Source organism: Brenneria roseae subsp. americana, assembly GCF_003115815.1.
Taxonomy (GTDB): domain Bacteria; phylum Pseudomonadota; class Gammaproteobacteria; order Enterobacterales; family Enterobacteriaceae; genus Brenneria; species Brenneria roseae.
Genome location: NZ_QDKJ01000005.1, coordinates 1 through 24,682 on the forward strand (window position 1 = coordinate 1; position 24,682 = coordinate 24,682).

Below are 24,682 nucleotides of genomic sequence, written 5' to 3' on the forward strand. Positions count from 1 at the left end.
AGACGGAAAGAGAAGTTCAGCTTGTTCAAAGATTGGTTCCGGTGGTTGCAGAGAAAAGTGCGACGGTTGGAATGAAACAGAATTTGCCTGGCGGCGATAGCGCGGTGGTCGCACCTGACCCCATGCCGAACTCAGCAGTGAAACGCCGTAGCGCCGAGGGTAGTGTGGGGTCTCCCCATGTGAGAGTAGGGAACTGCCAGGCATCAAATAGTGAGAAGCCCTCGTTGAAAGACGGGGGCTTTTTGCGTTGTAGCGCTACTCGGGAGCGGGGGGCTTTGTTAGATAAGCAGTCAGGTACTTATCGGACCCAGCTACAGAAACGGGCAGCTAAAAGCCTGCTCTCTGGCAGGCTTTTGCGGAACGTTGCTTGGTATCTTTTCTATTAGTGAAGGATTTGTGCCAGGAACATTTGGGTGCGTTCAGAACGCGGACTGGAGAAGAAGATATCAGGCGAGGCCTGCTCAACGATTTCTCCTTGATCCATGAAGATCACCCGATCGGCAACAGTTTTTGCAAAACCCATTTCATGAGTTACACACAGCATGGTCATTCCGTCCTCGGCAAGCCCAAGCATGGTATCCAGCACTTCTTTTACCATTTCAGGATCCAGTGCCGAGGTTGGTTCATCAAACAGCATGATTTTGGGTTTCATACACAGTGAACGCGCAATCGCGACACGTTGCTGTTGTCCTCCGGACAGCTGACCTGGGAACTTGTGTGCGTGGGCTGCGATGCGAACACGCTCCAGGTAATGCATTGCCAGTTCTTCAGCCTCTTTTTTCGGCGTGTGGCGTACCCAGCAAGGGGCCAGCGTGCAATTCTGCAATACGGTTAAGTGTGGGAACAGATTAAAGTGTTGGAATACCATACCCACTTCTGTTCTTATTTTTTCGATGTTCCGCAAGTCACCATTTAACTCCACACCATCAACGACAATACGTCCTTGCTGATGCTCCTCCAGATGGTTGATACAACGTATGGTCGTGGATTTCCCTGAGCCTGACGGGCCGCAAAGTACAATCCGCTCACCCTGTTTGACCTGCAGGTTGATGTCTTTCAGTACGTGGAATTGCCCAAACCACTTATTTACATTCTCTAGTGTGATCATGTGATCGGCTGATTGCGTTAAAGAATTCTGATTCATGGATGGCCTCAGTGCGACTTATGTCCGGTGTTAAAACGATTTTCCAGATGTTGGCTATAGCGCGACATGCTGAAACAAAAGATCCAATAGATCATGGCGGCAAAAACATAGCCTTCGGTCGACATACCAAGCCAGGTCGGATCGACAGTTGCCTGCTGAATACTGCTGAAGAGATCGAATAAACCAATGATGATCACCAGACTGGTATCCTTAAACAGAGCGATAATGGTGTTCACCAATCCAGGGATCACCATTTTCAGCGCCTGTGGCAGAATGACCAATCCCTGCATACGCCAATAGCCTAATCCCAGTGACTCCGCTGCTTCATATTGGCCTTTCGGTAATGCCTGTAAGCCACCGCGGACAACCTCGGCAACATAGGCAGACTGAAAAAGAATGACCCCCACCAACGCTCTCAGTAGCTTATCGATACTGGTTCCTTCCGTTAAAAATAACGGGAGCATGACCGAGGACATGAACAATACGGTAATTAACGGCACACCGCGCCAGAACTCGATGAACACAACGGAGAGCATACGAACGATAGGCAATGTGGAACGACGTCCCAACGCCAGCAGAATACCAAGCGGTAAAGCGCCAGCTATACCAACCGCAGCAATGATTAATGTCAGCGTCAGCCCGCCCCATTGACGGGTTTCCACGCGAGGAAGCCCGCCGAAGCCACCGTAGAGCAGCCACCAGGCGATCAATGGATAGGCAACAGCCCAGATTGCAATGTAGCGTCCACGATGCGGAAGATGGCGCAAAAACATTGGCAGGATGCTGAGCAGACCAATGACCAATGCAAAATTAATGCGCCAGATTTCCTCTACCGGATAAAGCCCATACATGAAATGACCGAATCTGGCATGGATAAAGACCCAGCATGCGCCGTCTCGTGTACAGTCGTTACGGGTAGTGCCAATCCAGTTTGCCTGGAATATTGCCCAGTTTAATAACGGAGGAATGGCAATCCATAGCAGCCACAGGCAAAGCAGTGTGAGCAGGCTATTGGTTACGTTGGAAAAAAGATTTTGTCGTGCCCAATGGATCGCTCTGAAAAGAGGGGCCTGACGGTTCTGAATAGGTTGAATCATCGTCATGAGTCCTCTTAACGTTCAACGAGAGCAATCTTGCGGTTATAGATGTTCATCAACAGGGATATCAGCAGGCTGATGATGAGGTAGACCGACATCGTAATAGCGATAGTTTCGATTGCCTGACCCGTTTGGTTCAGCACCGATCCGGCGAACAGTGAGACCATGTCTGGATAACCGATAGCGGCTGCCAACGAAGAGTTTTTGACGATATTAAGATACTGACTGGTCAACGGAGGAATAATCACACGCAGTGCCTGTGGGAGGATAACTTTGCGTAAGGTTACCGGGTTTGGCAGGCCAAGAGAGCGTGCGGCCTCATGTTGACCATGAGAAACGGACTGGATCCCCGAGCGAATGATTTCGGCAATAAACGATGAGGTATAAACCGAAAGGGCCAGCGTCAAAGCCGCCAGTTCAGGAATTAATACCATCCCGCCGCGGAAGTTGAACCCTTTTAATTCAGGTACATCCCAATGAATCGCCCGTCCAAAAACCACGTGACTCAATGCGAGCAGTACGACCAATACGCCCAAAACGACGGGCCAGGTCTTGCGTTGCTGACCTGTTAGGGTGTGGTAGCGTTTATTGGCACGAAAGACAACAATCGCCGTGGCTAACGTAATCATAATGGAAAGGAAAAATGCTATTGCTCCCGGTCCTGCTTCTGGGGAAGGCAGGTAAAAACCACGGTTACTGAGAAAGGCGATATCAAAAGCATTAATGGATTGCCGTGGTCCTGGTAAGTTACGCAGTACGGCAAAATACCAGAAAAAGATCTGCAATAACGGCGGAATATTACGGAAGATTTCGATGTAGATGGTGGAGATTTTCCGCAATAGCCAGTTATCCGATAAGCGTGCCAGTCCAATGATAAAACCAAGGATAGAGGCGAAAACAATACACAAAGCTGACACCAGCAGCGTATTGAATAATCCGACGAGAAAAACGCGTGCGTAGGTATCGCCCTGTTGATAATCAATCAGATGCTGGACAATCCCAAAGCCCGCGGTGTTGTTTAAAAAGGCGAATCCGGACGTGATTCCCCTCTGGGCCAGGTTAGTAACGGTGTTGTGTAACAGGTAACCAGCGGTAGCTAATACGGCGATAACAACAATGATTTGATACAGCCAGGCGCGCACCGCTGGATTAGTTAGTGATAAATCACTTTTCACGGTTGGGCGTTGTAGCATGTTGAAGCCTCGATAACGGGGATACAGAGGGTGCAACCTGTTGTGGCTGCACCCGGTGTCTGCAGGTAATTAGCGTACGGCTGGCGCGTACTGGATCCCGCCATTGTTCCACAGCTCGTTCAGGCCGCGTTTGATTTTCAACTCGCTGCCCATACCGACGTTGCGTTCGAAGATTTCACCGTAGTTGCCGACTTGTTTGATGATTTTGAAAGCCCAATCGTTAGGTAATTTAAGATCTTTACCGTAGTTGCCTTCGTGGCCAAGCAGATGAGACATATCTGGCGTTGTTGGTTTTGCTGCCAGTTGATCGACGTTCTGGGATGTTACGCCCATTTCTTCGGCGTTCAACATTGCAAACAGCGTCCAGCGAACGATAGAGAACCATTCTTCATCACCGCGACGGACAACAGGTCCCAGCGGTTCTTTAGAGATCACTTCTGGTAATACGATGAATTCGCTCGGATTGCTCAGTTTGATACGCAGCGCATACAACTGGGACTGGTCAGAAGCCAGCGTATCGCAGCGGCCGGACTCCAACGCTTTGGCGCTTTCGTCAGAGCGGTCGAAGGTCACCGGGGTGTACTGCATTTTGTGTGTTTTGAAATAGTCAGCAACGTTCAGTTCGGTATCCGTACCAGCCTGGATACAAACGGTTGCGCCATCCAGCTCTTTCGCACTGGTTAACCCAGCTTTATTGTGGGTCAGAAAACCGATGCCATCATAATAGGTTACGCCAGTAAAGAGCATACCCATGCCGCTATCGCGAGAAGAAGTCCAGGTTGTATTACGAGACAGGATATCGACTTCACCGGATTGCAGGGCGGTAAAACGTTCTTTAGCGGTCAGCGGGGTATATTTTACTTTATTTGCATCGCCAAATACCGCTGCAGCTACACCCTTGCATACGTCAACATCAATACCAGAGTATTTGCCGCTGGCATCTGCGTAAGAAAAGCCGGGTAACCCGTCGCTGATACCACATTGTACGAAGCCTTTTTTCTGAATCGCATCCAAGGTTGCGCCAGCATGAGCCTGATTAATCGCGGCAAATAATGAAGCGCCGGCAACCAGAGTAGAAATAATCACTTTTTTCATAATCATCCTAGTAGCTAGATAGTTATATGCTGTTGTGTTGCGGCGCACAATTTTAGGTGCACCATTCCTGTCAGTCGGCTTACTGCCGTGGCAAGAGCTAAGCAAACAAGATGCCAACTATTTATCTATTTGATAATTAATGTAAATGTTATAAATAATCTGTTTTTGGGTGCAATATTCAGGAAATATTGATGCACCAAAATAAATGCAAGGTAGTTACCTTGCCCTGTTTTAGTGCGCAAAAAATGATGGTTTGGGAACTATTGATTCGCGGCGGCGTTGAGTAAAGCGATAGCTAAAGGCAGTGTGATGCCTTTCAGCGCCGCAAGAAAAAAGGATTGTCTTCAGGATATTGAAAATGGGGATAGGCCAGCCAGAACATCGGCGCAGGCTGGCGAACAGAAAATCAATGCACAATATGACGCTGGTAATATTTCTCCAGCTTCACCTGTAACTGACTGAGCACGGTGCTGAACATCAGGTAAATCAAGGCGGCTTCGATGTAGAGAATCAGCGGCTCATAGGTGACGGAAACAATCCGCTGTGCGGACAGGAACATTTCTGGAACGGTAATGACGGCGGCCAGCGATGTGTCTTTAATTAACGAGATGAACGTGTTGGATAAAGGCGGCAACGATACAAAAACGGATTGCGGAAAGATGACCCAGCGGATTGCCTGTGTGCCATTCATGCCAAGAGAGTAAGCGGCGCTCCATTGGCCCTTGGGAACCGACAGGATGGCTCCCCGGACGATTTCAGAGCTGTAGGCGCCGACGCTGATAGTAAAGCCGATTAATGCAGCGGGAAATGCATCAAGCGTGATACCGGCGCTGGGAAGCCCATAAAAGATGAGGAAAAGCTGCACCAACAGCGGTGTTCCACGGATAACCCAAACGTAGAAGTCACCCAGCCACTTCAGCGGTTTTGGACCATAGAGACGAATCAACGCAACGGTCACGCCAACGGCCAATCCAAATATAAAGGAAAGAATGGCGAGGGGAACGGTGAATTTAAGTCCCGCAGACAGCAGACTCCAAAAGGAGTCTGCCATAAGTTGTAGCCAAGGCGGCATGAAAAATAACTCCGATAACAATGCGATTATTGAGATACATCCTGACCGAAGTATCGCACAGCTATCGTTTTATAGGTGCCATCCGCTTTAATTTCATCCAATGCTTTATTCAACGCATCGACCAGCTGTGGCTGGTTTTTGCGGACTAAAATAGCAGAGGGTTCGCCGGTAGGGGAGGTCGCAATGATTTTAACATTGGCATCCGGCTTTTGTTTTTTGAAATCGAGGAAGGACAGATTATCGTTTAACGTGGCGTCGGCACGACCGCTGAGTACCAGATCCAGTGACTGGTTAAAGCCATCTGTCGGGACAATTTCCGCACCGTGGCTGGTTGCCAGCTTGGCGTAATTACTGGTCAAACTTTGCGCGGACTTCTTCCCTTTCAGATCGCCGAAATCCTTGATAGAAGTATTGTCACCACGGGTAATCAAGACGGCTTTTGAATCAATATACGGCTTAGAGAAGTCGTATTTGGCCTGACGCTCTTTGGTCACGCCGACTTGGTTAATCACGGCGTCATAGCGTTTGGCATCAATACCGGCAATCAGGCCATCCCAGCGGCCTTCAATAAACTGGGCTTTGACGCCCAGTTTTTCAGCGACGGCGCGGCCAATTTCCACATCAAAACCAACCAGTTCACCTGATTTGTCATGATAGGTATAAGGCGCGTAGGTGCCCTCTGTTCCGATTTTAATGACACCCGCAGATTTGATAGCGCTGAGGTCATCTTGTGCCTGCGCGAATACACTGGTTGCGAACAATGCGCCAGCCAGTAAAGCAAAACTGATTTTCTTCATTACGGAAACCTCATCAGGACGGCAATCTGCCATTATTAGCTTTAAACCAAGCGAATCTACGTTATGTCATATGGTTTTGCTAATCATATAAAGCGATGGTTTATATCAACAATGAATATAGTTTTCATCCGCTGTTTTGACCATGATTCCGCGGTGGATTAACCAGAGAAAAGCGCGGTGCAGCTGAAAGTGAGAGTGGAGGTGATTAAGGTGGCAACAATCCGTCAGGCACAAGAAAAAGGCGCTTAACCAAAGAGATGGAAGCGCCTTTTTTCAAACAGTTAACTGATTAGTATCAGTTCATGCCGTATTTTTTCAGTTTCTTACGCAGGGTGCCGCGGTTGATACCCATCATCAGCGCTGCGCGGGTTTGGTTGCCGCGGGTGTATTGCATCACCATGTCCAACAGCGGCTGTTCAACTTCAGCCAATACCAACTCATACAGGTCATTAACGTCCTGACCGTTCAGTTGAGCAAAATAGTTCTTCAGTGCCTGTTTAACCGAGTCGCGCAGGGGTTTTTGGGTTACCTGAGCCTGAGAGTTTACGGTGGAAACGGTCAGTACGTCAGAATTCACGCGTTGTTCGAACATAGTTCTGTCAGCTCTTTTTCTGTTTACGCAAGATTTTCAAAATATGCCTTCAACGCCTCCAGCTGCTCGCCGGCATCCTCAATGGCGTTGAACGTGCGCCTAAACTGGTCGTTTGGAGCGTGCTCCTGGAGATACCAGGATACGTGCTTACGAGCAATACGAAATCCCTTGCCTGGACCATAAAAGTCGTGCAATTCCCGTATATGCTCGATCAACAAGCGCTTGACCTCTGCCAACGGCATTGGTGCCAGCAACTCCCCTGTGTCCAGATAATGCTGGATTTCCCGAAAGATCCAGGGTCTTCCCTGAGCGGCTCGTCCTATCATCAGGGCATCAGCCCCAGTGTAATCAAGAACCGCTCTGGCTTTATGCGGGTCAGTAATGTCGCCATTCGCAATGATGGGAATGGAAACGGCCTGCTTAACTGTCCGAATACTGTCGTATTCCGCCGAACCATTGAACAGGCACGCACGGGTGCGTCCATGAACGGTCAGGGCCTGGATACCACAATCTTCGGCCAATCTGGCAATCTCTACGCAGTTACGGTGCTCTGGCGCCCAGCCGGTACGGATTTTCAGTGTCACCGGTACGTCTACCGCTTTCACTACCGCTGAGAGGATCTGTTTAACCAAATCCGGATACTGCAATAATGCAGATCCTGCCATCTTGCGGTTCACCTTCTTTGCCGGACAGCCCATATTGATGTCGATGATCTGTGCGCCGAAATCAGTATTGATTCTGGCCGCCACAGCCATTTCATCCGGATCACAACCCGCAATCTGCACGGCTCGGATACCCGGTTCATCGCTATGTACCATGCGCAAACGTGACTTATCTGAACGCCACACTTCCGGATTGGAAGAGAGCATTTCAGACACGGTCATTCCAGCGCCCATTGTATGGCAGAGTGCTCTGAACGGGCGATCGCTAATACCCGCCATCGGGGCTGCTACCAGGCGATTGGTAAGCTGAAATTGTCCAATGCGCATAGACAAAGAAGTGACCATACTGTGTCTGCAAGGGCGCGTATATTACGCATTTTTTACGTCAGATGAAAGGCCAAACTTTGACCAATTTGCCGCTATCGATCAATGAAAATGCAGTTTGTGAAGTTATAGGGAAATATTATATATATTTAACAATAAGTTGAATGATCATGCTTGTTTTTTGCTCTAAAAAATATTCCTCTGGCAACAGAATTTTATCTGCGCACGGTGCCATTTTTAGCCGGCATTCGTCATCTGAAGTCGGATTTTCCAGAGCAATCCTTTGATGATGCGGCAAAAAAACCACGGTAAATCTTATCCGATTTATTGGCTGTCATCGCAAACTGATCCGACAACAGGCTATGACAGGGTAAAAAGGTGGTAATCAGCGGGCACAGAATCCACTGTAACGCCGGTTACAGTGGATTGCCGGTCTGCGCGATTACTTGCGCCGGCCCGTGATACGACACCATTCTTCACGTTCGGCAACAGGGTCGAGGGTGAATTTCTCTTCGTAGGCTTCTGCCACTCCCTCGGCCTGTGTGGCCAGGACGCCTGACAGGCCGAGATAGCCGCCTGACTTAGGCAGATCACTGATAAGCGGCGCCAGTTCACGCAGGGGGCCGGCCAGAATATTGGCCACGACAACATCTGCCGACAGGTTAGCGGGCTGGTCTTTCGGCAGGTAGAGTTCAAGGCGGTCAGAGACGTTATTTCGTTGCGCGTTATCACGGCTTGCCTGAATCGCCTGAGGGTCGATATCAATGCCGATAGCACGGGAAGCGCCCAGTTTCAGCGCGGCGATCGCCAGAATGCCAGAGCCACAGCCGAAATCGATAATGGTTTTACCCTGTAGGTCCAGTCCATCCAGCCATTGCAAACAAAGTGCGGTTGTCGGGTGCGTCCCGGTGCCAAAAGCCAGTCCGGGATCGAGCATAACATTGACGGCGGTCGGATCGGGGATGTCGCGCCAGCTTGGGCAAATCCATAAACGCTTGCCGAAACGCATCGGATGGAAATTGTCCATCCATTCGCGTTCCCAGTCTTTGTCTTCCAACTGCTCGATTTTGTGTTTAAAACCGACGCCCAGCAACGGTTCCTGTTCCAGCGTGGCGACAACATCGACCATCTCGGTTTCCGCGTCATATAAGCCAATGACGTCGGTATCACCCCATAAACGGGTTTCCCCAGGCAGTGGCTCAAACACCGGCGTATCGTGAGTATCCTGAAACGTAACGGATACCGCACCGCTCTCGATTAGCGCATCACCCAGTTGTTCCGCATGGCTACCAGAGGTATTAATTTTCAGTTGAATCCACGGCATGGCAGTCTCTATTACATTTAAAGTGAAGTTGAAGCGGCAACCGGCTGAGCGGCCTGATGACCGAACCGGTTGCCAACCATAAACGCCATCAGGCTCAGCAGCAGCGATGGCACAATGGGGTGAAAACCGGCCAGTTGGAGATTGAAGCTGGCCAGTAAGGCATAGCAAATGGCGCCGCTGAACATGGCGCTCAGCGCACCTGCGGCATTGGCACGTTCCCAGTAAAGACCCAGCACCAGCGGCCACAGGAACACGGCTTCCAGACCGCCAAACGCCAGCAGATTGAGCCAGATGATCATTTCCGGTGGTCGCCAGGATGCGACCAGTACGAGTAATCCCAGCAACAGCGTCGTCATGCTGGAAAGGCGCTTAATGTGTCGCTCATTGTGTGCCTGCCGCGGTCGTACATTGAGATAGAGATCTTTGATGATTGTGGCCGCGGCCTGAAGCAGATGCGCATTTATGTTGGACATGATAGCCGCCATTGGCGCGGCGAGAAAGATGCCTGCCGCCAGAGGAGGCAAGACGGTCACCATCAGGGCTGGCAGCACCCGATCGGGAATGGTCAGATCTGGCATGACAGCCCGGCCCAGTGCGCCGGCCAAATGCATACCCAGCATAAGAATACCGATCACGATGGTACCGATGATAATCCCCCGGTGCAGCGCTTTGCTGTCACGGTAGGAGATACAGCGTACGGCCGTATTGGGCAGGCCGATCACCCCGAAGCAGACCAGCACCCAGAACGACGCCATAAAGGGCATGGACAGGATCTGACCGCTGCCCTGCGGCGTCACCAGCGCGGGATCGATCTGCTGTAGCTTATCCACGGCGCTGTGTAAGCCGCCTGCGGCATGGATAACGCCCACCAGCAGTATCACCGTGCCTAACAGCATGACGATGCCCTGCATGGCATCGTTTAGTACGCTGGCGCGAAAGCCGCCAAAAGCGGTGTACAGGGCGATAGTGACGCCAAAAATCAACAGGCCGATATCGTAGGGAATATTGGCGGCGGTCTCCAGCAGGCGAGCGCCGCCAATGAATTGTACTGCCATGGCGCCGATAAAAGCGACGAGCAGGCTGAGGCTGGCAAACCATACCAGCAGGCGGCTGCCGTAGCGGGCATACAGCATGTCATTGAGCGTGATGGCATTGTAACGTCTGGCCAGAATGGCGAATTTTTTCCCCAGAATGCCCAGTGACAACAGCATCGTGGGCAACTGAATCATTGAGAGCAGTACCCAGCCCAACCCATACTTATAGGCCGCGCCCGGTCCGCCGATAAACGAGCTGGCGCTGACATAGGTGCCGATAAGCGTCATTGCCAGGACAAAACCGCCCATTGAACGCCCGCCGAGGAAATACTCATTGAGAAAGTTACCGGCCTGACGACGGCGGTAAGCGTATACCGAGAGCCCGAAAACCAGCAGCAGATAGCCTAGCAATGGTAAAAGCACTTCATTTTGCATCGTCATTCTCCAGGGAGATGTCGCGGAAAATGAATCGCACCATCATCCAGCACAATAGCGTAAAAATAAGTGGCAGCAGCAGGCATGCCATTTCAAACCAGTGGGGCAGCCCCGTGATGCCCTGTGCGCTGTCGGGCAGGTAAGCCGCCAGAATCCAGGCGAACAGGTAGGCCAGCGTCAGGAAAAAAGCCCAGCGGGCTTCCCTATGCGCTTGCATGAAACGTGTATCCATTTTTTCCCTATAATAAGCTGGAGTAAGGAGGGTGATAGAAAATTCCCTTTGTTTTTCTCTCTTCCCTGTAGATGAGTTCAAGATTAATCATTGTCGGCCTTCACGCGCTGTCCGTCAGGAGCAGCGCGTCCAATAATCCGGTTAATCCTGTTTGCGTAGTTGCAAGCTGTTGCAGTTCCAGATACTCAAACCCGATCACTGCCGCATACATAGCCTGCCCGAACAAGGTCGCGCGCTCGTCGGAAAAACCGGCGCGCACAAATTGTTTGGTCAGGTAATCCAGTCTTGCAGCGTCGACCTCAAGCAGGGCCTCAGCGACGCAATGGTTGGTGACCGCCCATTGTCTGATGGCGCTTTCGGAGCGTAATCCTCCATTGCTCTCATCACGCAGGTCGGTAATGATGCGCACGAGCGTCCGCAGATCTTCCTGTGGGGATGCTTTTGCCTGTTCTACCGCAGCAATCACCCCTTCGTTCGCCCGTAATCTCCAATAGGCCAGCATGGCCGTTTCAAAGTCAGCGACATCTTTGAAATGCCAGTAAAACGACCCCTTGGTTGTTTTAAGTTCACGTGCCAACGCCTCGGCTTTGAGCGCAGACGAACCCGCTCGGGAAAGCGCGCGAAAGCCGGACAATATCCAATCCTCACGTGACAGTCTGTTTTTCTTTTTTTGCGTCATGTCCGCAACCATACGTTAGCGTATTGACATTTTCAAGAAGATAGGCAATACATACGCATCCGTATGGTTTTGAGTAACCACCGCAATGAAACCTCACTCTGCTCAGAAAGGTTTATAAAAGGCAATGCTATGAATAAACCACTTTTGGTCGCATGCGGCCTGTCGTTCCTCACTTTTTTTATTCATGTATTCAAAGGCGGGCCGAAAATTCATGATGCTATTATCGCAGGCAACGTATCTGACTATGTAAGCGCGGTCGGCTCTGTTGTCTGGCACGCTACCTCCGCCATCTTGTTCATTAATTCAATCGCACTGTGTTACGCAGCCCAAAAACACGTATGGAGAAAGCCGGTTACCCTGCTGGTATTCGCTCAGTACCTCGCTTTTACCGTGCTTTTTCTCGGCTATGGTTTTGCCCGCTTTGGCTCAATCCTCGTCGTGCCGCACTGGATGGCATTTGCCGTTATATTATTTTTAGCGCTTTGGGGACTGAGTTCCTCAAGGGAGAAAACATGACGGGTTCTCATAAAAATTCAGCGCAGGCGCCTGTCAAATATAATGTCTTACTCATTGTCGCTGCGGGGCTGAATGCCATTGCCGCGTTACTCCACATTGCCGTTATGCTTGGCGGAGCGCCGTGGTATCGTTTCTTCGGCGCGGGAGAACGAATGGCATCGGCCGCTGCTGCGGGACAGTGGTATCCGCTGATCGTCACCGCAGGTATCACATTGATCCTCTTACTGTGGAGCGTCTATGCGCTTTCAGGAAGCGGCGTCCTTCGAAAGCTGCCAATGCTTAAACCTGCTCTGTGCGTCATCACAGCTGTTTATTTGCTGCGTGGACTTGCGGTAATTCCGCTTCTTATTACCGCAGGCAGCCAGATCGCTCCCTTCGATACGTGGAGTTCGCTTATTTGCCTCGGCTATGGGGGTGTTCATCTGTTTGGTCTGATGCAGACCTGGCGGCAGCTTTAAGCGCGCAGACATGGCTTAGTGGAGTTATACGGACAATTACCCGCTTTGAATTGACCGAACAGCAAAAAGGTCGGTTTTCACCGACCTTTGACCTTCTTAACGATAGAACACCGGTGATATTTACTGCAAACCGAGTTTCTTCTCCAGATAGTGGATGTTTGTGCCACCTTTCTGGAAGTTTTCATCGTTCATGATCTTCATCTGTAGCTCAACGTTGGTTTTGATGCCATCGATAATCAGCTCTGCCAACGCATTTTTCATCCGGGAAATGGCGACTTCACGGGTTTCACCATAAGTGATCAGCTTGCCGATCATGGAATCATAGTACGGCGGGACGGTATACCCGGCGTAGATATGCGACTCCCAGCGAACGCCGAAACCGCCCGGCGCGTGGAAGCGGGTGATTTTACCCGGACTTGGCAGGAAGGTGTTCGGGTCTTCGGCGTTGATACGGCATTCCACCGCGTGACCACGAACGTGAACGTCTTTCTGCTTGATGGACAAGGGCTGACCGGCAGCAATACGCAATTGCTCCTTGATCAAATCCACGCCGGTAATCATCTCGGTAACCGGGTGTTCCACCTGAATACGGGTGTTCATTTCAATGAAATAGAACTCGCCGTTTTCATACAGGAATTCAAATGTGCCGGCGCCGCGATAGTTGATATCAATACAGGCTTTCGCACAGCGGTCGCCGATAAACTGGCGCAGTTCACTGGTGATGCCCGGCGCTGGCGCTTCTTCCACCACTTTCTGGTGGCGGCGCTGCATGGAGCAGTCGCGTTCCGCCAGATAAATGGCATTGCCCTGACCGTCAGCCAGTACCTGGATTTCCACGTGACGTGGGTTTTCCAGATATTTTTCCATGTAGACCATATCGTTGTTGAAAGCGGCTTTGGCTTCCGCACGGGTCATATTGATGGATTGTTCCAGTTCTTTATCGCTGCGTACAACACGCATCCCGCGACCGCCGCCGCCGCCGGACGCTTTGATAATTACCGGATAGCCAATACGCTTGGCAAAGGCGCGGTTCTTATCCATATCGCTGTCTAACGGGCCGTCGGAACCCGGAACGCAAGGTACACCGGCTTTTTTCATGGCGCTGATAGCGGAGACTTTATCGCCCATCAGGCGAATGGTATCGGCACGCGGACCGATGAAAATGAAGCCTGAACGCTCAACCTGCTCGGCAAAGTCGGCATTTTCTGACAGAAAGCCATAACCGGGATGAATCGCCGCCGACCCGGTAATTTCCGCGGCAGAAATGATTGCCGGGATGTTCAGATAGCTTTTGGTGGACGGCGCCGGGCCGATACACACGGTTTCATCCGCCAGTAATACGTGTTTCAGATCGCGGTCTGCGCTGGAGTGAACGGCAACGGTTTTGATGCCCAGCTCTTTGCAGGCACGCAAAATGCGCAACGCAATCTCTCCGCGATTAGCGATAACGATTTTATCTAGCATGGTAAGCCTCGTTATTCGATGACAACTAATGGCTCGTCAAATTCAACCGGTTGACCGTTGTCGACAAGAATCGCTTTGACCACGCCTGCTTTGTCGGCTTCGATTTGGTTCATCATTTTCATGGCTTCAACGATGCAAAGCGTGTCACCGACATTCACTTGCTGACCCACTTCGACAAACGCTTTAGCGTCAGGGCTTGGGGTGCGGTAGAACGTACCAACCATTGGAGAACGAACGATGTGACCACTGATTGCAGCCGGTGCAGCCGCTGCCGTATCCACGGCTGGCGCTGGCGCAACGGCGGCAGCCAGAGCAGGCTGCTGCTGCATCATCGGCGCATAGGCCTGCTGCATTACTGGATAGCTTGGTGCTGCCGGGGCACGACTGATACGTACTGATTCTTCACCTTCAGAAATTTCCAGTTCGGCGATGCCGGACTCTTCAACCAGTTCGATCAGTTTTTTGATTTTACGAATATCCATGGATGTGGTTCCGTACTCTTCTTGTTTAATTGGAAGTTGACAAGCGTTTTACCGCTGTCTGTAAAGCATGGTTATAACCATCTGCCCCGAGTCCGCAAATCACGCCTACCGCGATATCTGAAAGGTAGGAATGATGACGGAAAGCTTCTCGTGCATGCACGTTGGACAAATGAATTTCGATAAACGGGATGGCTACTGCCAGCAGAGCATCACGCAGAGCGACGCTGGTGTGAGTAAATGCCGCCGGATTAATCAAAATAAAATCCGTGTTTCCTCTGGCCTGATGGATTCGATCGATCAAGACATGTTCCGCATTGGACTGCAGATGGGAAAAACTCACATCCAGCGCCTGTGCCTGTGTTTCCAGGTTACTGACAATCTCGGCCAGCGTCGTACTGCCGTACTTATCCGGCTCGCGGGTACCCAGCAGATTGAGGTTTGGACCATTCAAAAGCAAAATGTGAAACTTTTCTGCCATTGTGCTGCTATCTCCCGCGATTCGCCCAGATTGCAAAAATGGTGTCGCACAAAATAGCGCGAAGCTATTCGTTTGTCACCTTTCGCGTGAAAATTGTCCGGCGTTGAAAAATTAAAGTCGTGCATTATAACCATATCGTAGCAATTAGCAGCTAAATACTGGTCTTATCTGCGGAGATATTCCCGCAGTAGCCCGATATGATCGGCGAAAAGAGCGTGGATTTAACAGCGAGCATGAACGTCGTTGCGCCATTTAGCGCCACCACTGGCGAAACTTTTTATAACGAAATAACAATAAAGCCAACACCGCCAGCGAGTACAAAATGGGTTGTGGTGATAGCGTTTTGACTGACCAAAGATAGTGTATCGGGGCGAGAATGGCGACCAGATAGACGAAGTTATGCAGTTTTTGCCAGCGAGATCCCAACTTGCGCATCATCACCCGTGGCGAAGTCAGGGCCAGCGCCAGTAAAATCAGCCAACTGATGATACCGATCGTTAAATAGGGGCGAGAGATCAACTCTGCTCCCAGCAAGGCCAGATGGTTCAGACCCAGTTCCAACACCGAATAACTGATCAGATGCAACGTGGCCCATGTGAAACACCAGAGGCCGATCATACGCCGACAGCGAATCAGCAGCGGTTGTTTGGCATAGCGGGCCAGTGGGGTAACCAGCAAGGTGGCGATCAACAGCTTAAGCGCCATTCTGCCGGTAAAATGCTGGATATCTTTGGCCGGATCGGCGCTCAGCCATGATTGATCGACGGCTAGGATTAACCATAAAAGCGGTAACGCGGCGGCTATATGGATAATGACCTTGAGCCACTTAATCTGTTGAAGCGTCAGTCGCATGCTCTTTTCCCTGAGATCGTTCGTCTTGATGACAGACGCCTGGGGGCGTAAGGCTGCGTCGGGATCTGTACATCGCACCAGAGCAAGTTAAAAGTTCTCCCGCAGATCCATGCCCCGATACAGTGATGCAACCTGTTCGGCGTAACCATTGAATAGCCGTGTCGGCTGGCGCTGTACATCAAGCAGACCGCCGGCACCAATGACGCGCTCTGTCGCCTGCGACCAGCGAGGATGGTCCACATGCGGATTCACATTGGCGTAGAAACCATATTCATCGGGTGCGGCAAGGTTCCAGGTCGAAGGGGGGCGATCGCGGGTGAGGCTTATCTTCACGATGGATTTGATGTTTTTAAAACCGTATTTCCACGGTGTAATCAACCTGATCGGCGCGCCGTTCTGGGGAGGCAGCGTTTTGCCATACACGCCAACGGTGAGAAGAGAAAGCGGATGCATGGCTTCATCCAGCCTCAATCCTTCGACATAGGGATAACTGAGTCCGCCGCCGATAAAACGATCTTTTTGTCCCGGCATTTGTTCCGGGTCGTGGAGTGTCTGAAATGCAATATAGCGCGCGTTGCCGGTGGGATCGGCAAACTTGATCAGTTTTGCCAGTTCAAAACCAACCCAGGGGACAACCATCGACCAGGCTTCGACACAACGGAAACGGTAAATTCTTTCTTCCAACGGGAAACGTTTAATCAGATCGTCAATATCCAGCGTGATGGGTTTGGCGACTTCCCCGTCGATCTGGATTGTCCAACCTTCGGTTTTCAGTCCTCCCGCATTGGCGGCCGGATCGGCTTTGTCCAGACCGAATTCATAGAAGTTGTTGTAACCCGTGACTTTATCTTCTGGCGTGAGCGGCAAATTGAGCCGCCAGTCGGCTGGCTGAGCAAAGGATAACGGTTTTCCTGGCGGCGCTTTGGGACGATCGTTGCCCTTGAACCAGGCGAACAGATCCGCTTTCGCGGTTAGAGGCAATGACAGCGCTGCCGCTGTTATCCCCAGCGTTTTCAACAGGCGTCGTCGGTCATGAAAAACAGATTCCGGGGTGACATCGGCTTCGGTCAATTTGCGATGTTTATGCATGGTGTACTCCCGCCAGTTTTTATTATTACTGACGTAATGTGGTGTCTTTTACATAGCGGCTTACTTAATTTATAGATGAATTATGTGGGGAACACCGCGCGGGCAAACGAAATACTTCTTTGCAGGGTGTAACAACCCACCTGATTGCGTGATCGGGCGTTTGCGGGCGACGCGGGCCGCGTCTGTTCCGGAGCAATATCCATCCATGAACGCGGCGCAGGATAAAAAAGATGTGGAATTATTTAACGACTATATTTGTAACAGGTAGTATATCCGTCAGGTTGCAGGTGAGCAGGCGTTATGACTCGGTTTCTCTTTGGGTCTCACCCTTTGGGATCATCGCAGGCAGCGTTCCAATCTGCGCCGGACAGGGATGCATTCGGTTGGCGTCGGCCCGCATCTTGAAATCTATTGGGTATAAAGCGAACCGATAAAAATAGAACACGCGCAGAAACGACATTTATCCGGAAATAGGACGCAGGGATGGGATTTACGACCAGGTTCTCCATACTCATGACGCTGCTGACGGCACTGGCGATTTTTCTGATGCTTTCCAGCAGTATCTTTAGCCTCTTCTATTATAGCCAGCAGCGAACTTCACAACAGTTAAGAGAAGTCGCCGCCAGCATCGATCAGGCACTTTTAGTGCAATCGCCCGAGAACATCAAATTCTGGCTACCGGCCATGATGAAAACGGCCGGTATCGTCGCGTTAGAGATTATGGATGCGAATTCGGTTTTGTATTCGGTGCAGCTGCCTGAAGCCGGGGATGTCCGCAGTTATCTCTATAGCGATACTCAACTTGATTTGATGCACCATCTGGATCTGGTGGTGGTTGTCACTTATCTCGATCCTCTGATTGGCGCCCCGCGTTTTCTGATGTCGACGCTGTCGGTGATTCTGGCCATTGGCTTAATGGTGCTGGTTCTTTATTTGTCTATTCAATGGCTGCGCCACCAAACCGCCGGACAGGAGGAGCTGGAAGAACGGGCCCTGCGAATTCTGAATGGCGAACGAGAGTCGGTGATGCATGGTTCTGTAAGGGAATGGCCGGTAAACGCCAGCGGCGCGATCGACCAACTGCTGTCTGATTTAACCGCCGCGCGTGAAGAACGCAGCCGCGTTGATACATTAATCCGCGCCTTTGCGGCTCAGGATGCGGAAACGGGCCTGAACAATCGCCTGTTTTTTGACAATCAGCTGACAACTCAACTGGAAGACATTGAAGATGTCGGTACCCACGGTATTGTCATGATGATCCGGGTGCCTGATTTTGAAACATTACAGGAAACGCATGGTTATAACGGTGTGATCCAGGAATACCGCAATACGTTGGTGAATTTGCTGTCGACCTTTGTCATGCGCTATCCCTCGGCATTACTGGCGCGTTATTTCAATAATGATTTTACGGTATTATTGCCGCACCGCACCCTGAAAGAAGCCGATAATATTGCCGCTCAGTTAGTTAAAGCCATTGATATTCTGCCCGCGACCCCGCTGATTGATCGTGAAGATATCCTGCATATCGGGATTTGTGCTTATCGCAGCGGACAAAGCCCGGAACAGGTAATGGAAAGTGTCGAAGACGCGACCCGTAACGCGGTATTGCAGGGAGGAAACGGCTGGTGCGTGTTTGACCGACAGGTGCCGGATAAAGGCCGGGGCAGTGTGAAATGGCGAACGCTGCTGGAGCTGACGCTGGCAAGAGGCGGCCCGAGGCTGTATCAGAAACCGGCGGTCACCCGGGAGGGGATCGTACATCACCGTGAAATGATGAGCCGTATCTACGATGGTACTCAGGAACTGCTGGCCGCGGAATATATGCCAATAGTTCAGCAACTGGGTTTGACCGCCAGTTACGATCGGCAGCTTATCTCCCGCATTCTTGCGTTATCGGCAGGCTGGCCTGAAGAAACGCTGGCGATGCCGGTAAGTGTTGACTCGCTGCTGCAAAAGCCATTTATCCGATGGCTGCGGGAAACGCTGATGCAATGTCCGAAAAAACAGCGGCAGCGCATTTTATTTGAACTTGCAGAGGCGGATGTTTGTCAATATATCGGCCGTCTGCGCCCGATTCTGGATCTTGTGCTGGGCCTGGGCTGCCGTCTTGCGGTGACCCAGGCTGGGTTAACGCTGGTCAGTACGACTTATATCAAGTCATTGTCGGTGGAAATGATTAAGCTCCATCCGGGACTGGTGCGCAGTCTTGAACGTCGTCCGGAAAATCAGTTATTCGTACAAAGTCTGACGGAAGCCTGTAAAGGTACTCAGACGACGGTTTTTGCCGCAGGCGTTCGTACTAAAGAAGAGTGGCGCACGTTATTGGAGAAGGGCGTGTATGGCGGACAGGGGGATTTTTTTGCTGCTTCGCTTCCGGTGGGGGATGAGTTGAAAAAATATTCACCTCGCTATCGTGTTTAGTGTAAAAGTCCTGGTCAAATTGACGTAGAATGAGTCGGTTGTCGAATGGGTTAGTATGTGCTTACGTTAGCGGCAATCCGATTAAATGTTAGCTTTTATGTCCTGTGTTCGTACTATTCTGTCGGGCGGAACGCGATAGTCTACCTCGCCGCCTGGAGGAAAGACCGCTGTGTGCGGGTTCCTTTTGAAAGCCGAACGGTACAACACAGACTTTTTTCACCGGAGCAGAGCGTTTTCGTGCCTTGTCGCTGCTTCGTGTGGTTGGTAAAGTAGGCGGATTTATTTTTCGCCCCCAGCTTGCAGGATTATCCTTTAGTTATGTTTAAGAAATTTCGTGGCATGTTTTCCAACGACTTGTCCATCGACCTGGGTACCGCCAATACCCTGATTTATGTTAAAGGGCAGGGCATCGTACTGAATGAACCTTCAGTGGTCGCTATTCGTCAGGACCGTGCTGGATCTCCGAAAAGCGTCGCCGCTGTCGGTCATGACGCTAAACAAATGCTGGGTCGAACGCCTGGTAATATCGCGGCTATTCGTCCGATGAAGGACGGCGTGATTGCCGACTTCTTTGTGACTGAAAAAATGCTGCAACATTTTATCAAGCAAGTGCACAGCAATAGCTTTATGCGCCCAAGCCCGCGAGTGCTGGTGTGCGTGCCGGTTGGCGCCACGCAGGTGGAGCGTCGTGCGATTCGAGAATCTGCACAGGGTGCCGGGGCGCGTGAAGTCTTTTTGATTGAAGAGCCGATGGCAGCCGCGATTGGCGCGGGCCTGCCTGTTTCTGAAGCCACGGGTTCCATGGTTGTGGATATCGGTGGCGGTACGACGGAAGTGGCCGTGATCTCCCTGAACGGGGTGGTGTATTCCTCTTCCGTGCGTATTGGTGGCGACCGCTTCGATGAAGCGATTATCAACTATGTTCGCCGTAATTACGGTTCACTGATTGGTGAAGCCACGGCTGAACGCATCAAGCATGAGATCGGTTCGGCATATCCGGGTGATGAAGTGCTTGAAATTGAAGTCCGCGGTCGTAACCTGGCTGAAGGGGTGCCGCGTGGCTTTAACCTGAACTCTAATGAGATTCTGGAAGCATTACAGGAACCGCTGACGGGGATCGTTAGCGCGGTGATGGTGGCGTTGGAACAGTGTCCGCCGGAACTGGCTTCCGATATATCTGAACGTGGTATGGTGTTGACTGGCGGCGGCGCACTATTGCGCAACCTCGATCGTCTGCTGATGGAAGAAACGGGTATTCCGGTCGTTGTGGCCGAAGATCCGCTGACCTGTGTCGCGCGCGGCGGTGGTAAAGCGCTGGAAATGATCGACATGCACGGTGGCGATTTGTTCAGCGAAGAATAATCTGGCTGGGAAAAAGGGGGACCGTATGGATGAACGTGTGCGTTTTTCATCCCGCACGGTTACCCCTTTTTTCGTATGGGCATGCATAAGACTCGCCCTGCGGAACAACGCGTTGCGTTATACAACATCGTCTCCTGACGGTTGCGTATAATTGGGTTTTCCCTGCCTGCTATCCTCCGGGCCTTTGCGTTGCCACGTTGAAAATCGCTTCTGGCGATTTTTGACTCGTCTCATCCGTGCGACTCGCCCTGCGGGCCAACGCTTTGCGTTGTTAAAAATCGCTCTTGGCGATTTTTTATTGTTGTCGAGGAATACACGAATTTTATGAAGCCGATTTTTAGCAGGGGACCTTCCCTGCAGTTACGACTTTTTCTTGCTGTCGTCACCGCGATTTCTGTGATTATTGCTGACAGTCGGCTTGGCACGTTCACTAAAATCAGAACGTACATGGATACTGCGGTCAGTCCGTTTTATTTTCTGGCAAATGGCCCGCGTGAAGTGCTGGATAACGTCTCGGCATCATTGGCAACCCGTGAACAGCTGGGGATCGAAAATACCGCGCTGCGTCAGGAATTGCTGATGAAAAACAGCGATCTGCTGCTGTTAGGGCAATTCAAGCAGGAGAATGCCCGTCTTCGTGAGTTGCTGGGATCGCCGCTGCGTCAGGACGAGCAGAAAATGGTGACGCAGGTGATTTCCGCCGGCACCGATCCTTATAGCGATCAGATGGTGATCGATAAAGGTCGGGTAAACGGCGTATATGAAGGCCAGCCGGTCATCAGCGACAAAGGCGTGGTCGGTCAGGTGGTGGCGGTTGGGCAGTTTACCAGCCGGATTCTGCTGATTTGTGATGTTTCCCATGCGTTGCCGATTCAGGTGCTGCGCAATGATATCCGCGTGATTGCCGCGGGAAATAGCTGTACAGACGACCTGCAACTGGAGCATTTGCCCAATAATACCGACATTCGCGTTGGCGATGTTCTGGTCACGTCTGGATTGGGCGGGCGTTTCCCCGAGGGGTATCCGGTCGCCGTGGTGTCGTCAGTTAAAATTGATACCCAGCGCGCTTATACGATTATTCAGGCGCGTCCGACCGCGGGCTTGCAGCGCCTGCGTTATCTGTTGTTGTTATGGGGCGTGGACAGAAATACCAATACCGTGTTGCCACCGGAAGAGGTTCATCGGGTCGCCAATGAACGGCTGATGCAGATGATGCCGCAGGTATTACCTGCTCCCGATGAAATGGGGCCGCCGCCTCCCGTTACGACATCGCCGGGAGGCCGTCAATGAACCGCTATCGCAGACACGGCAACTGGATTATCTGGCTCTCGTTTTTAATCGCCATGGTATTGCAGATTATGCCGTGGCCGGATGAAATCTATGTTTATCGTCCTTCCTGGCTGACGTTATTTCTGATCTACTGGGTGATGGCGTTGCCGCATCGGGTTAATGTCGGTACCGGATTTGTGCTCGGCATCATTATGGATCTGATTTTAGGGTCTACTCTTGGCGTACGTGCGCTGGCGCTCAGTATTGTTGCTTACCTGGTGGCATTTAAATTTCAGCTTTTCAGGAATATGGCATTATGGCAGCAGGCGTTGATTGTCATGCTGCTGTCGCTGTTGATGGATTTGATTGTATTCTGGGCTGAATTCCTGGTGATTAACATCTCGTTTCGGCCTGAAACTTTCTGGAATAGCGTGGTTGACGGTGTACTGTGGCCGTGGTTGTTCCTGCTGATGCGGAAAATACGTCGTCAGTTTACCGTGCAATAAAAGGTTAATCATGACTCAGCTTTATCTGGCATCCGCTTCGCCTCGCCGCAGGGAACTGTTGTCCCTGCTCGACATTCCTTTTTCCGTGCTGAATATCGCGGTGGAAGAACAGCGTTTGCCTGATGAAACGGCTGAAGCCTATGTTCGCCGACTGGCGCATGAAAAAGCGTCTGCCGGGGTGCTTGCGGCGCCTGCCGATTTGCCGGTGCTGGGGGCGGATACGATTGTGGTATTGAACGGACAGGTATTGGAAAAACCCCGGGATGGCAGACACGCGGCACATATGCTGGCGATGCTTTCCGGACAACAACATCAGGTCATGACGGCGGTGGCATTGGCCGACAGAGACGACAGCCTGAGTACGCTGGTCAAGACCGACGTCGTGTTTCGTACGCTTTCCCGCCGGGATATTGAAACTTACATTGTTAACGGCGAGCCGATGGATAAAGCCGGGGCTTATGGCATTCAGGGCAAAGGCGGATGCTTTGTTCGGTCGCTCAACGGGAGCTATCACGCGGTGGTAGGTTTACCGCTGGTGGAAACACATGAGCTGTTCAGTAATTTTGCTGCGCTGCGACAGGCAAGAGGAAAACATGACTGCTGAGTTACTGGTAAACGTCACACCTTCAGAAACGCGGGTTGCCTATATTGATGGCGGTATCCTGCAGGAAATTCATATTGAGCGTGAAGCCAAACGCGGCATTGTCGGCAATATTTACAAAGGCCGGGTGAGCCGGGTATTACCGGGCATGCAGGCGGCGTTTGTCGATATTGGTCTGGATAAGGCCGCCTTTTTGCATGCCTCCGATATCATGCCGCACACTGAATGTGTCGCCGGTGACGAACAGAAGAACTTCCACGTTCGTGATATTGCCGAACTGGTCCGTCAAGGACAGGACCTGATGGTTCAGGTGGTAAAAGATCCGCTGGGCACCAAAGGGGCTCGTCTGACGACGGATATCACGTTGCCATCCCGCTACCTGGTTTTTATGCCGGGGGCTTCACACGTTGGCGTTTCGCAACGTATCGAAAGTGAAGCTGAACGCGAGCGTTTAAAGAAAACGGTCGCGGATTACTGTGACGATCAGGGCGGTTTTATTATCCGCACGGCGGCGGAAGGTATTGGCGAAGAAGAGCTTTCTCAGGACGCGGCTTTTCTGAAGCGCCTGTGGGGCAAGGTGATGGAGCGTAAAAAACGCAACCAGACCAAATGCAAGCTCTACGGCGAAGTGGCGCTGGCGCAGCGTATTCTGCGCGATTTCGCCGGCGCGGCGTTGGATCGCATCCGCATCGATTCCAGGCTGACCTATGATGCGCTGCTGGAATTTACTGCCGAATATATTCCGGAAATGACCAGCAAACTGGAGCATTACGCGGGCAAACAGCCGATTTTCGATCTGTTCGATGTGGAAAACGAAATTCAGCGCTCATTGGATAGAAAAGTCGAGTTGAAGTCCGGTGGCTATCTGATCATCGATCAGACCGAAGCGATGACGACCATCGATATCAATACCGGGGCTTTTGTCGGCCATCGCAATCTTGATGAGACCATTTTTAACACCAATATCGAAGCCACTCAGGCGATTGCCCGGCAGCTGCGTCTGCGTAACCTCGGCGGCATCATCATTATCGACTTCATCGATATGAACAATGAGGATCACCGCCGGCGCGTATTGCATTCTCTGGAGCAGGCGCTGAGTAAAGATCGGGTAAAAACCAGTATTAATGGTTTCTCCCAACTAGGATTAGTGGAGATGACGCGTAAGCGCACCCGTGAGAGTATAGAGCATGTCCTGTGTCATGAATGCCCGACCTGTCATGGACGCGGTACGGTGAAAACCGTCGAAACGGTCTGCTATGAAATCATGCGCGAGATTGTGCGCGTGCACCATGCTTATGATACCGATCGTTTCCTGGTTTATGCCTCACCTGCGGTAGGGGAAGCGCTGAAAAGTGAAGAATCACACGCGCTGGCCGAGGTGGAAATTTTCGTCGGCAAGCAGGTCAAAGTACAGATTGAACCCCTGTATAGTCAGGAACAGTTTGATGTCGTAATGATGTAAATCGCGATGATATAAGTTCGTGCCCCCGTCGTCAGCGATGAA

General features: G+C 51.3%; 25 protein-coding genes and 1 rRNA gene. 9 read left to right on the forward strand and 17 right to left on the reverse strand.

Annotated elements, in window-relative coordinates:
- Nucleotides 1-86 precede the first annotated feature (86 nt).
- Nucleotides 87-202, forward strand: a 5S ribosomal RNA gene (rrf, locus tag B4923_RS07435).
- A gap of 180 nt (nt 203-382) precedes the next feature.
- Here rrf and B4923_RS07440 read toward each other — a convergent pair.
- The 12 genes from B4923_RS07440 to B4923_RS07495 form a co-directional block, all read right to left on the reverse strand.
- Nucleotides 383-1,144, reverse strand: a complete 762-nt coding sequence (locus B4923_RS07440) for an amino acid ABC transporter ATP-binding protein (protein ID WP_109053726.1) — start codon at nt 1,142-1,144, stop codon at nt 383-385.
- 8 nt (nt 1,145-1,152) lie between these two features.
- Nucleotides 1,153-2,247, reverse strand: a complete 1,095-nt coding sequence (locus B4923_RS07445; protein ID WP_170116031.1) for an amino acid ABC transporter permease — start codon at nt 2,245-2,247, stop codon at nt 1,153-1,155.
- A gap of 8 nt (nt 2,248-2,255) precedes the next feature.
- The gene (locus B4923_RS07450; RefSeq protein WP_109053728.1) at nt 2,256-3,434 is read right to left on the reverse strand and encodes an amino acid ABC transporter permease; all 1,179 of its coding nucleotides are present in this window, start codon (nt 3,432-3,434) and stop codon (nt 2,256-2,258) included.
- A 69-nt stretch (nt 3,435-3,503) separates the two neighbouring features.
- Nucleotides 3,504-4,529: an amino acid ABC transporter substrate-binding protein gene (locus B4923_RS07455; protein WP_109053729.1), complete on the reverse strand. Its 1,026-nt coding sequence runs from the start codon at nt 4,527-4,529 to the stop codon at nt 3,504-3,506.
- Between the two features lie 406 nt (nt 4,530-4,935).
- Entirely contained in the window at nt 4,936-5,601 is a 666-nt protein-coding gene (locus tag B4923_RS07460; RefSeq protein WP_109053730.1) for an amino acid ABC transporter permease, read from the reverse strand.
- 26 nt (nt 5,602-5,627) lie between these two features.
- Nucleotides 5,628-6,398 (reverse strand): amino acid ABC transporter substrate-binding protein, encoded by a 771-nt coding sequence (locus B4923_RS07465; protein WP_109053731.1) that lies wholly within the window; start codon nt 6,396-6,398, stop codon nt 5,628-5,630.
- 295 nt (nt 6,399-6,693) lie between these two features.
- The gene (gene fis, locus B4923_RS07470; RefSeq protein ID WP_012883002.1) at nt 6,694-6,990 is read right to left on the reverse strand and encodes a DNA-binding transcriptional regulator Fis; all 297 of its coding nucleotides are present in this window, start codon (nt 6,988-6,990) and stop codon (nt 6,694-6,696) included.
- Nucleotides 6,991-7,013: 23 nt separating this feature from the next.
- Nucleotides 7,014-7,979 (reverse strand): tRNA dihydrouridine synthase DusB, encoded by a 966-nt coding sequence (gene dusB, locus B4923_RS07475; RefSeq protein ID WP_109053732.1) that lies wholly within the window; start codon nt 7,977-7,979, stop codon nt 7,014-7,016.
- Nucleotides 7,980-8,418: 439 nt separating this feature from the next.
- Nucleotides 8,419-9,300, reverse strand: coding sequence for a 50S ribosomal protein L11 methyltransferase (gene prmA, locus B4923_RS07480; protein WP_109053733.1), 882 nt, complete (start codon nt 9,298-9,300; stop codon nt 8,419-8,421).
- 17 nt (nt 9,301-9,317) lie between these two features.
- On the reverse strand, nt 9,318-10,769 hold the full coding sequence (gene panF / locus B4923_RS07485) for a sodium/pantothenate symporter (protein ID WP_109053734.1): 1,452 nt from the start codon (nt 10,767-10,769) through the stop codon (nt 9,318-9,320).
- A complete protein-coding gene (locus B4923_RS07490; RefSeq protein WP_109053735.1) occupies nt 10,759-11,001 on the reverse strand; it encodes a YhdT family protein in 243 nt (80 codons plus the stop codon). The genes panF and B4923_RS07490 overlap by 11 nt, the downstream gene beginning before the upstream one ends.
- A 100-nt stretch (nt 11,002-11,101) precedes the next feature.
- The gene (locus B4923_RS07495; RefSeq protein ID WP_170116032.1) at nt 11,102-11,680 is read right to left on the reverse strand and encodes a TetR/AcrR family transcriptional regulator; all 579 of its coding nucleotides are present in this window, start codon (nt 11,678-11,680) and stop codon (nt 11,102-11,104) included.
- 129 nt (nt 11,681-11,809) lie between these two features.
- Between B4923_RS07495 and B4923_RS07500 the strand changes: the two genes are divergently transcribed.
- Nucleotides 11,810-12,196 (forward strand): hypothetical protein, encoded by a 387-nt coding sequence (locus B4923_RS07500; protein WP_109053737.1) that lies wholly within the window; start codon nt 11,810-11,812, stop codon nt 12,194-12,196.
- Nucleotides 12,193-12,654: a hypothetical protein gene (locus tag B4923_RS07505; RefSeq protein ID WP_109053738.1), complete on the forward strand. Its 462-nt coding sequence runs from the start codon at nt 12,193-12,195 to the stop codon at nt 12,652-12,654. Before B4923_RS07500 ends, B4923_RS07505 begins: the two co-directional genes overlap by 4 nt.
- 120 nt (nt 12,655-12,774) lie before the next feature.
- Here the strand turns inward: B4923_RS07505 and accC are convergent, their stop codons facing one another.
- The 5 genes from accC to msrP all read right to left on the reverse strand — a co-directional run bounded on the left by accC (nt 12,775) and on the right by msrP (nt 17,019).
- Nucleotides 12,775-14,118 carry an acetyl-CoA carboxylase biotin carboxylase subunit gene (gene accC, locus B4923_RS07510; RefSeq protein WP_109053739.1) on the reverse strand — a complete coding sequence of 448 codons (1,344 nt, stop codon included), beginning with the start codon at nt 14,116-14,118 and terminating at the stop codon, nt 12,775-12,777.
- A gap of 11 nt (nt 14,119-14,129) precedes the next feature.
- A complete protein-coding gene (accB, locus tag B4923_RS07515; protein ID WP_109053740.1) occupies nt 14,130-14,600 on the reverse strand; it encodes an acetyl-CoA carboxylase biotin carboxyl carrier protein in 471 nt (156 codons plus the stop codon).
- 25 nt (nt 14,601-14,625) lie between these two features.
- The gene (gene aroQ, locus B4923_RS07520; RefSeq protein ID WP_109053741.1) at nt 14,626-15,078 is read right to left on the reverse strand and encodes a type II 3-dehydroquinate dehydratase; all 453 of its coding nucleotides are present in this window, start codon (nt 15,076-15,078) and stop codon (nt 14,626-14,628) included.
- Between the two features lie 252 nt (nt 15,079-15,330).
- Nucleotides 15,331-15,930: a protein-methionine-sulfoxide reductase heme-binding subunit MsrQ gene (msrQ, locus tag B4923_RS07525; RefSeq protein WP_109053742.1), complete on the reverse strand. Its 600-nt coding sequence runs from the start codon at nt 15,928-15,930 to the stop codon at nt 15,331-15,333.
- A gap of 87 nt (nt 15,931-16,017) precedes the next feature.
- Nucleotides 16,018-17,019: a protein-methionine-sulfoxide reductase catalytic subunit MsrP gene (gene msrP, locus B4923_RS07530; RefSeq protein ID WP_109053743.1), complete on the reverse strand. Its 1,002-nt coding sequence runs from the start codon at nt 17,017-17,019 to the stop codon at nt 16,018-16,020.
- A 483-nt stretch (nt 17,020-17,502) separates the two neighbouring features.
- Between msrP and csrD the strand changes: the two genes are divergently transcribed.
- The 6 genes from csrD to rng all read left to right on the forward strand — a co-directional run bounded on the left by csrD (nt 17,503) and on the right by rng (nt 24,640).
- The gene (gene csrD / locus B4923_RS07535) at nt 17,503-19,440 is read left to right on the forward strand and encodes an RNase E specificity factor CsrD (RefSeq protein ID WP_109053744.1); all 1,938 of its coding nucleotides are present in this window, start codon (nt 17,503-17,505) and stop codon (nt 19,438-19,440) included.
- A gap of 318 nt (nt 19,441-19,758) precedes the next feature.
- A complete protein-coding gene (gene mreB, locus B4923_RS07540) occupies nt 19,759-20,802 on the forward strand; it encodes a rod shape-determining protein MreB (RefSeq protein WP_009114770.1) in 1,044 nt (347 codons plus the stop codon).
- Nucleotides 20,803-21,126: 324 nt separating this feature from the next.
- Nucleotides 21,127-22,092 (forward strand): rod shape-determining protein MreC, encoded by a 966-nt coding sequence (gene mreC / locus B4923_RS07545; protein WP_109053745.1) that lies wholly within the window; start codon nt 21,127-21,129, stop codon nt 22,090-22,092.
- A complete protein-coding gene (gene mreD, locus B4923_RS07550) occupies nt 22,089-22,577 on the forward strand; it encodes a rod shape-determining protein MreD (RefSeq protein WP_109053746.1) in 489 nt (162 codons plus the stop codon). The genes mreC and mreD overlap by 4 nt, the downstream gene beginning before the upstream one ends.
- A 10-nt stretch (nt 22,578-22,587) precedes the next feature.
- A complete protein-coding gene (locus tag B4923_RS07555; protein WP_109053747.1) occupies nt 22,588-23,181 on the forward strand; it encodes a Maf family protein in 594 nt (197 codons plus the stop codon).
- A complete protein-coding gene (gene rng / locus B4923_RS07560; RefSeq protein WP_109053748.1) occupies nt 23,171-24,640 on the forward strand; it encodes a ribonuclease G in 1,470 nt (489 codons plus the stop codon). The genes B4923_RS07555 and rng overlap by 11 nt, the downstream gene beginning before the upstream one ends.
- The last annotated feature ends 42 nt before the right edge of the window (nt 24,641-24,682 follow it).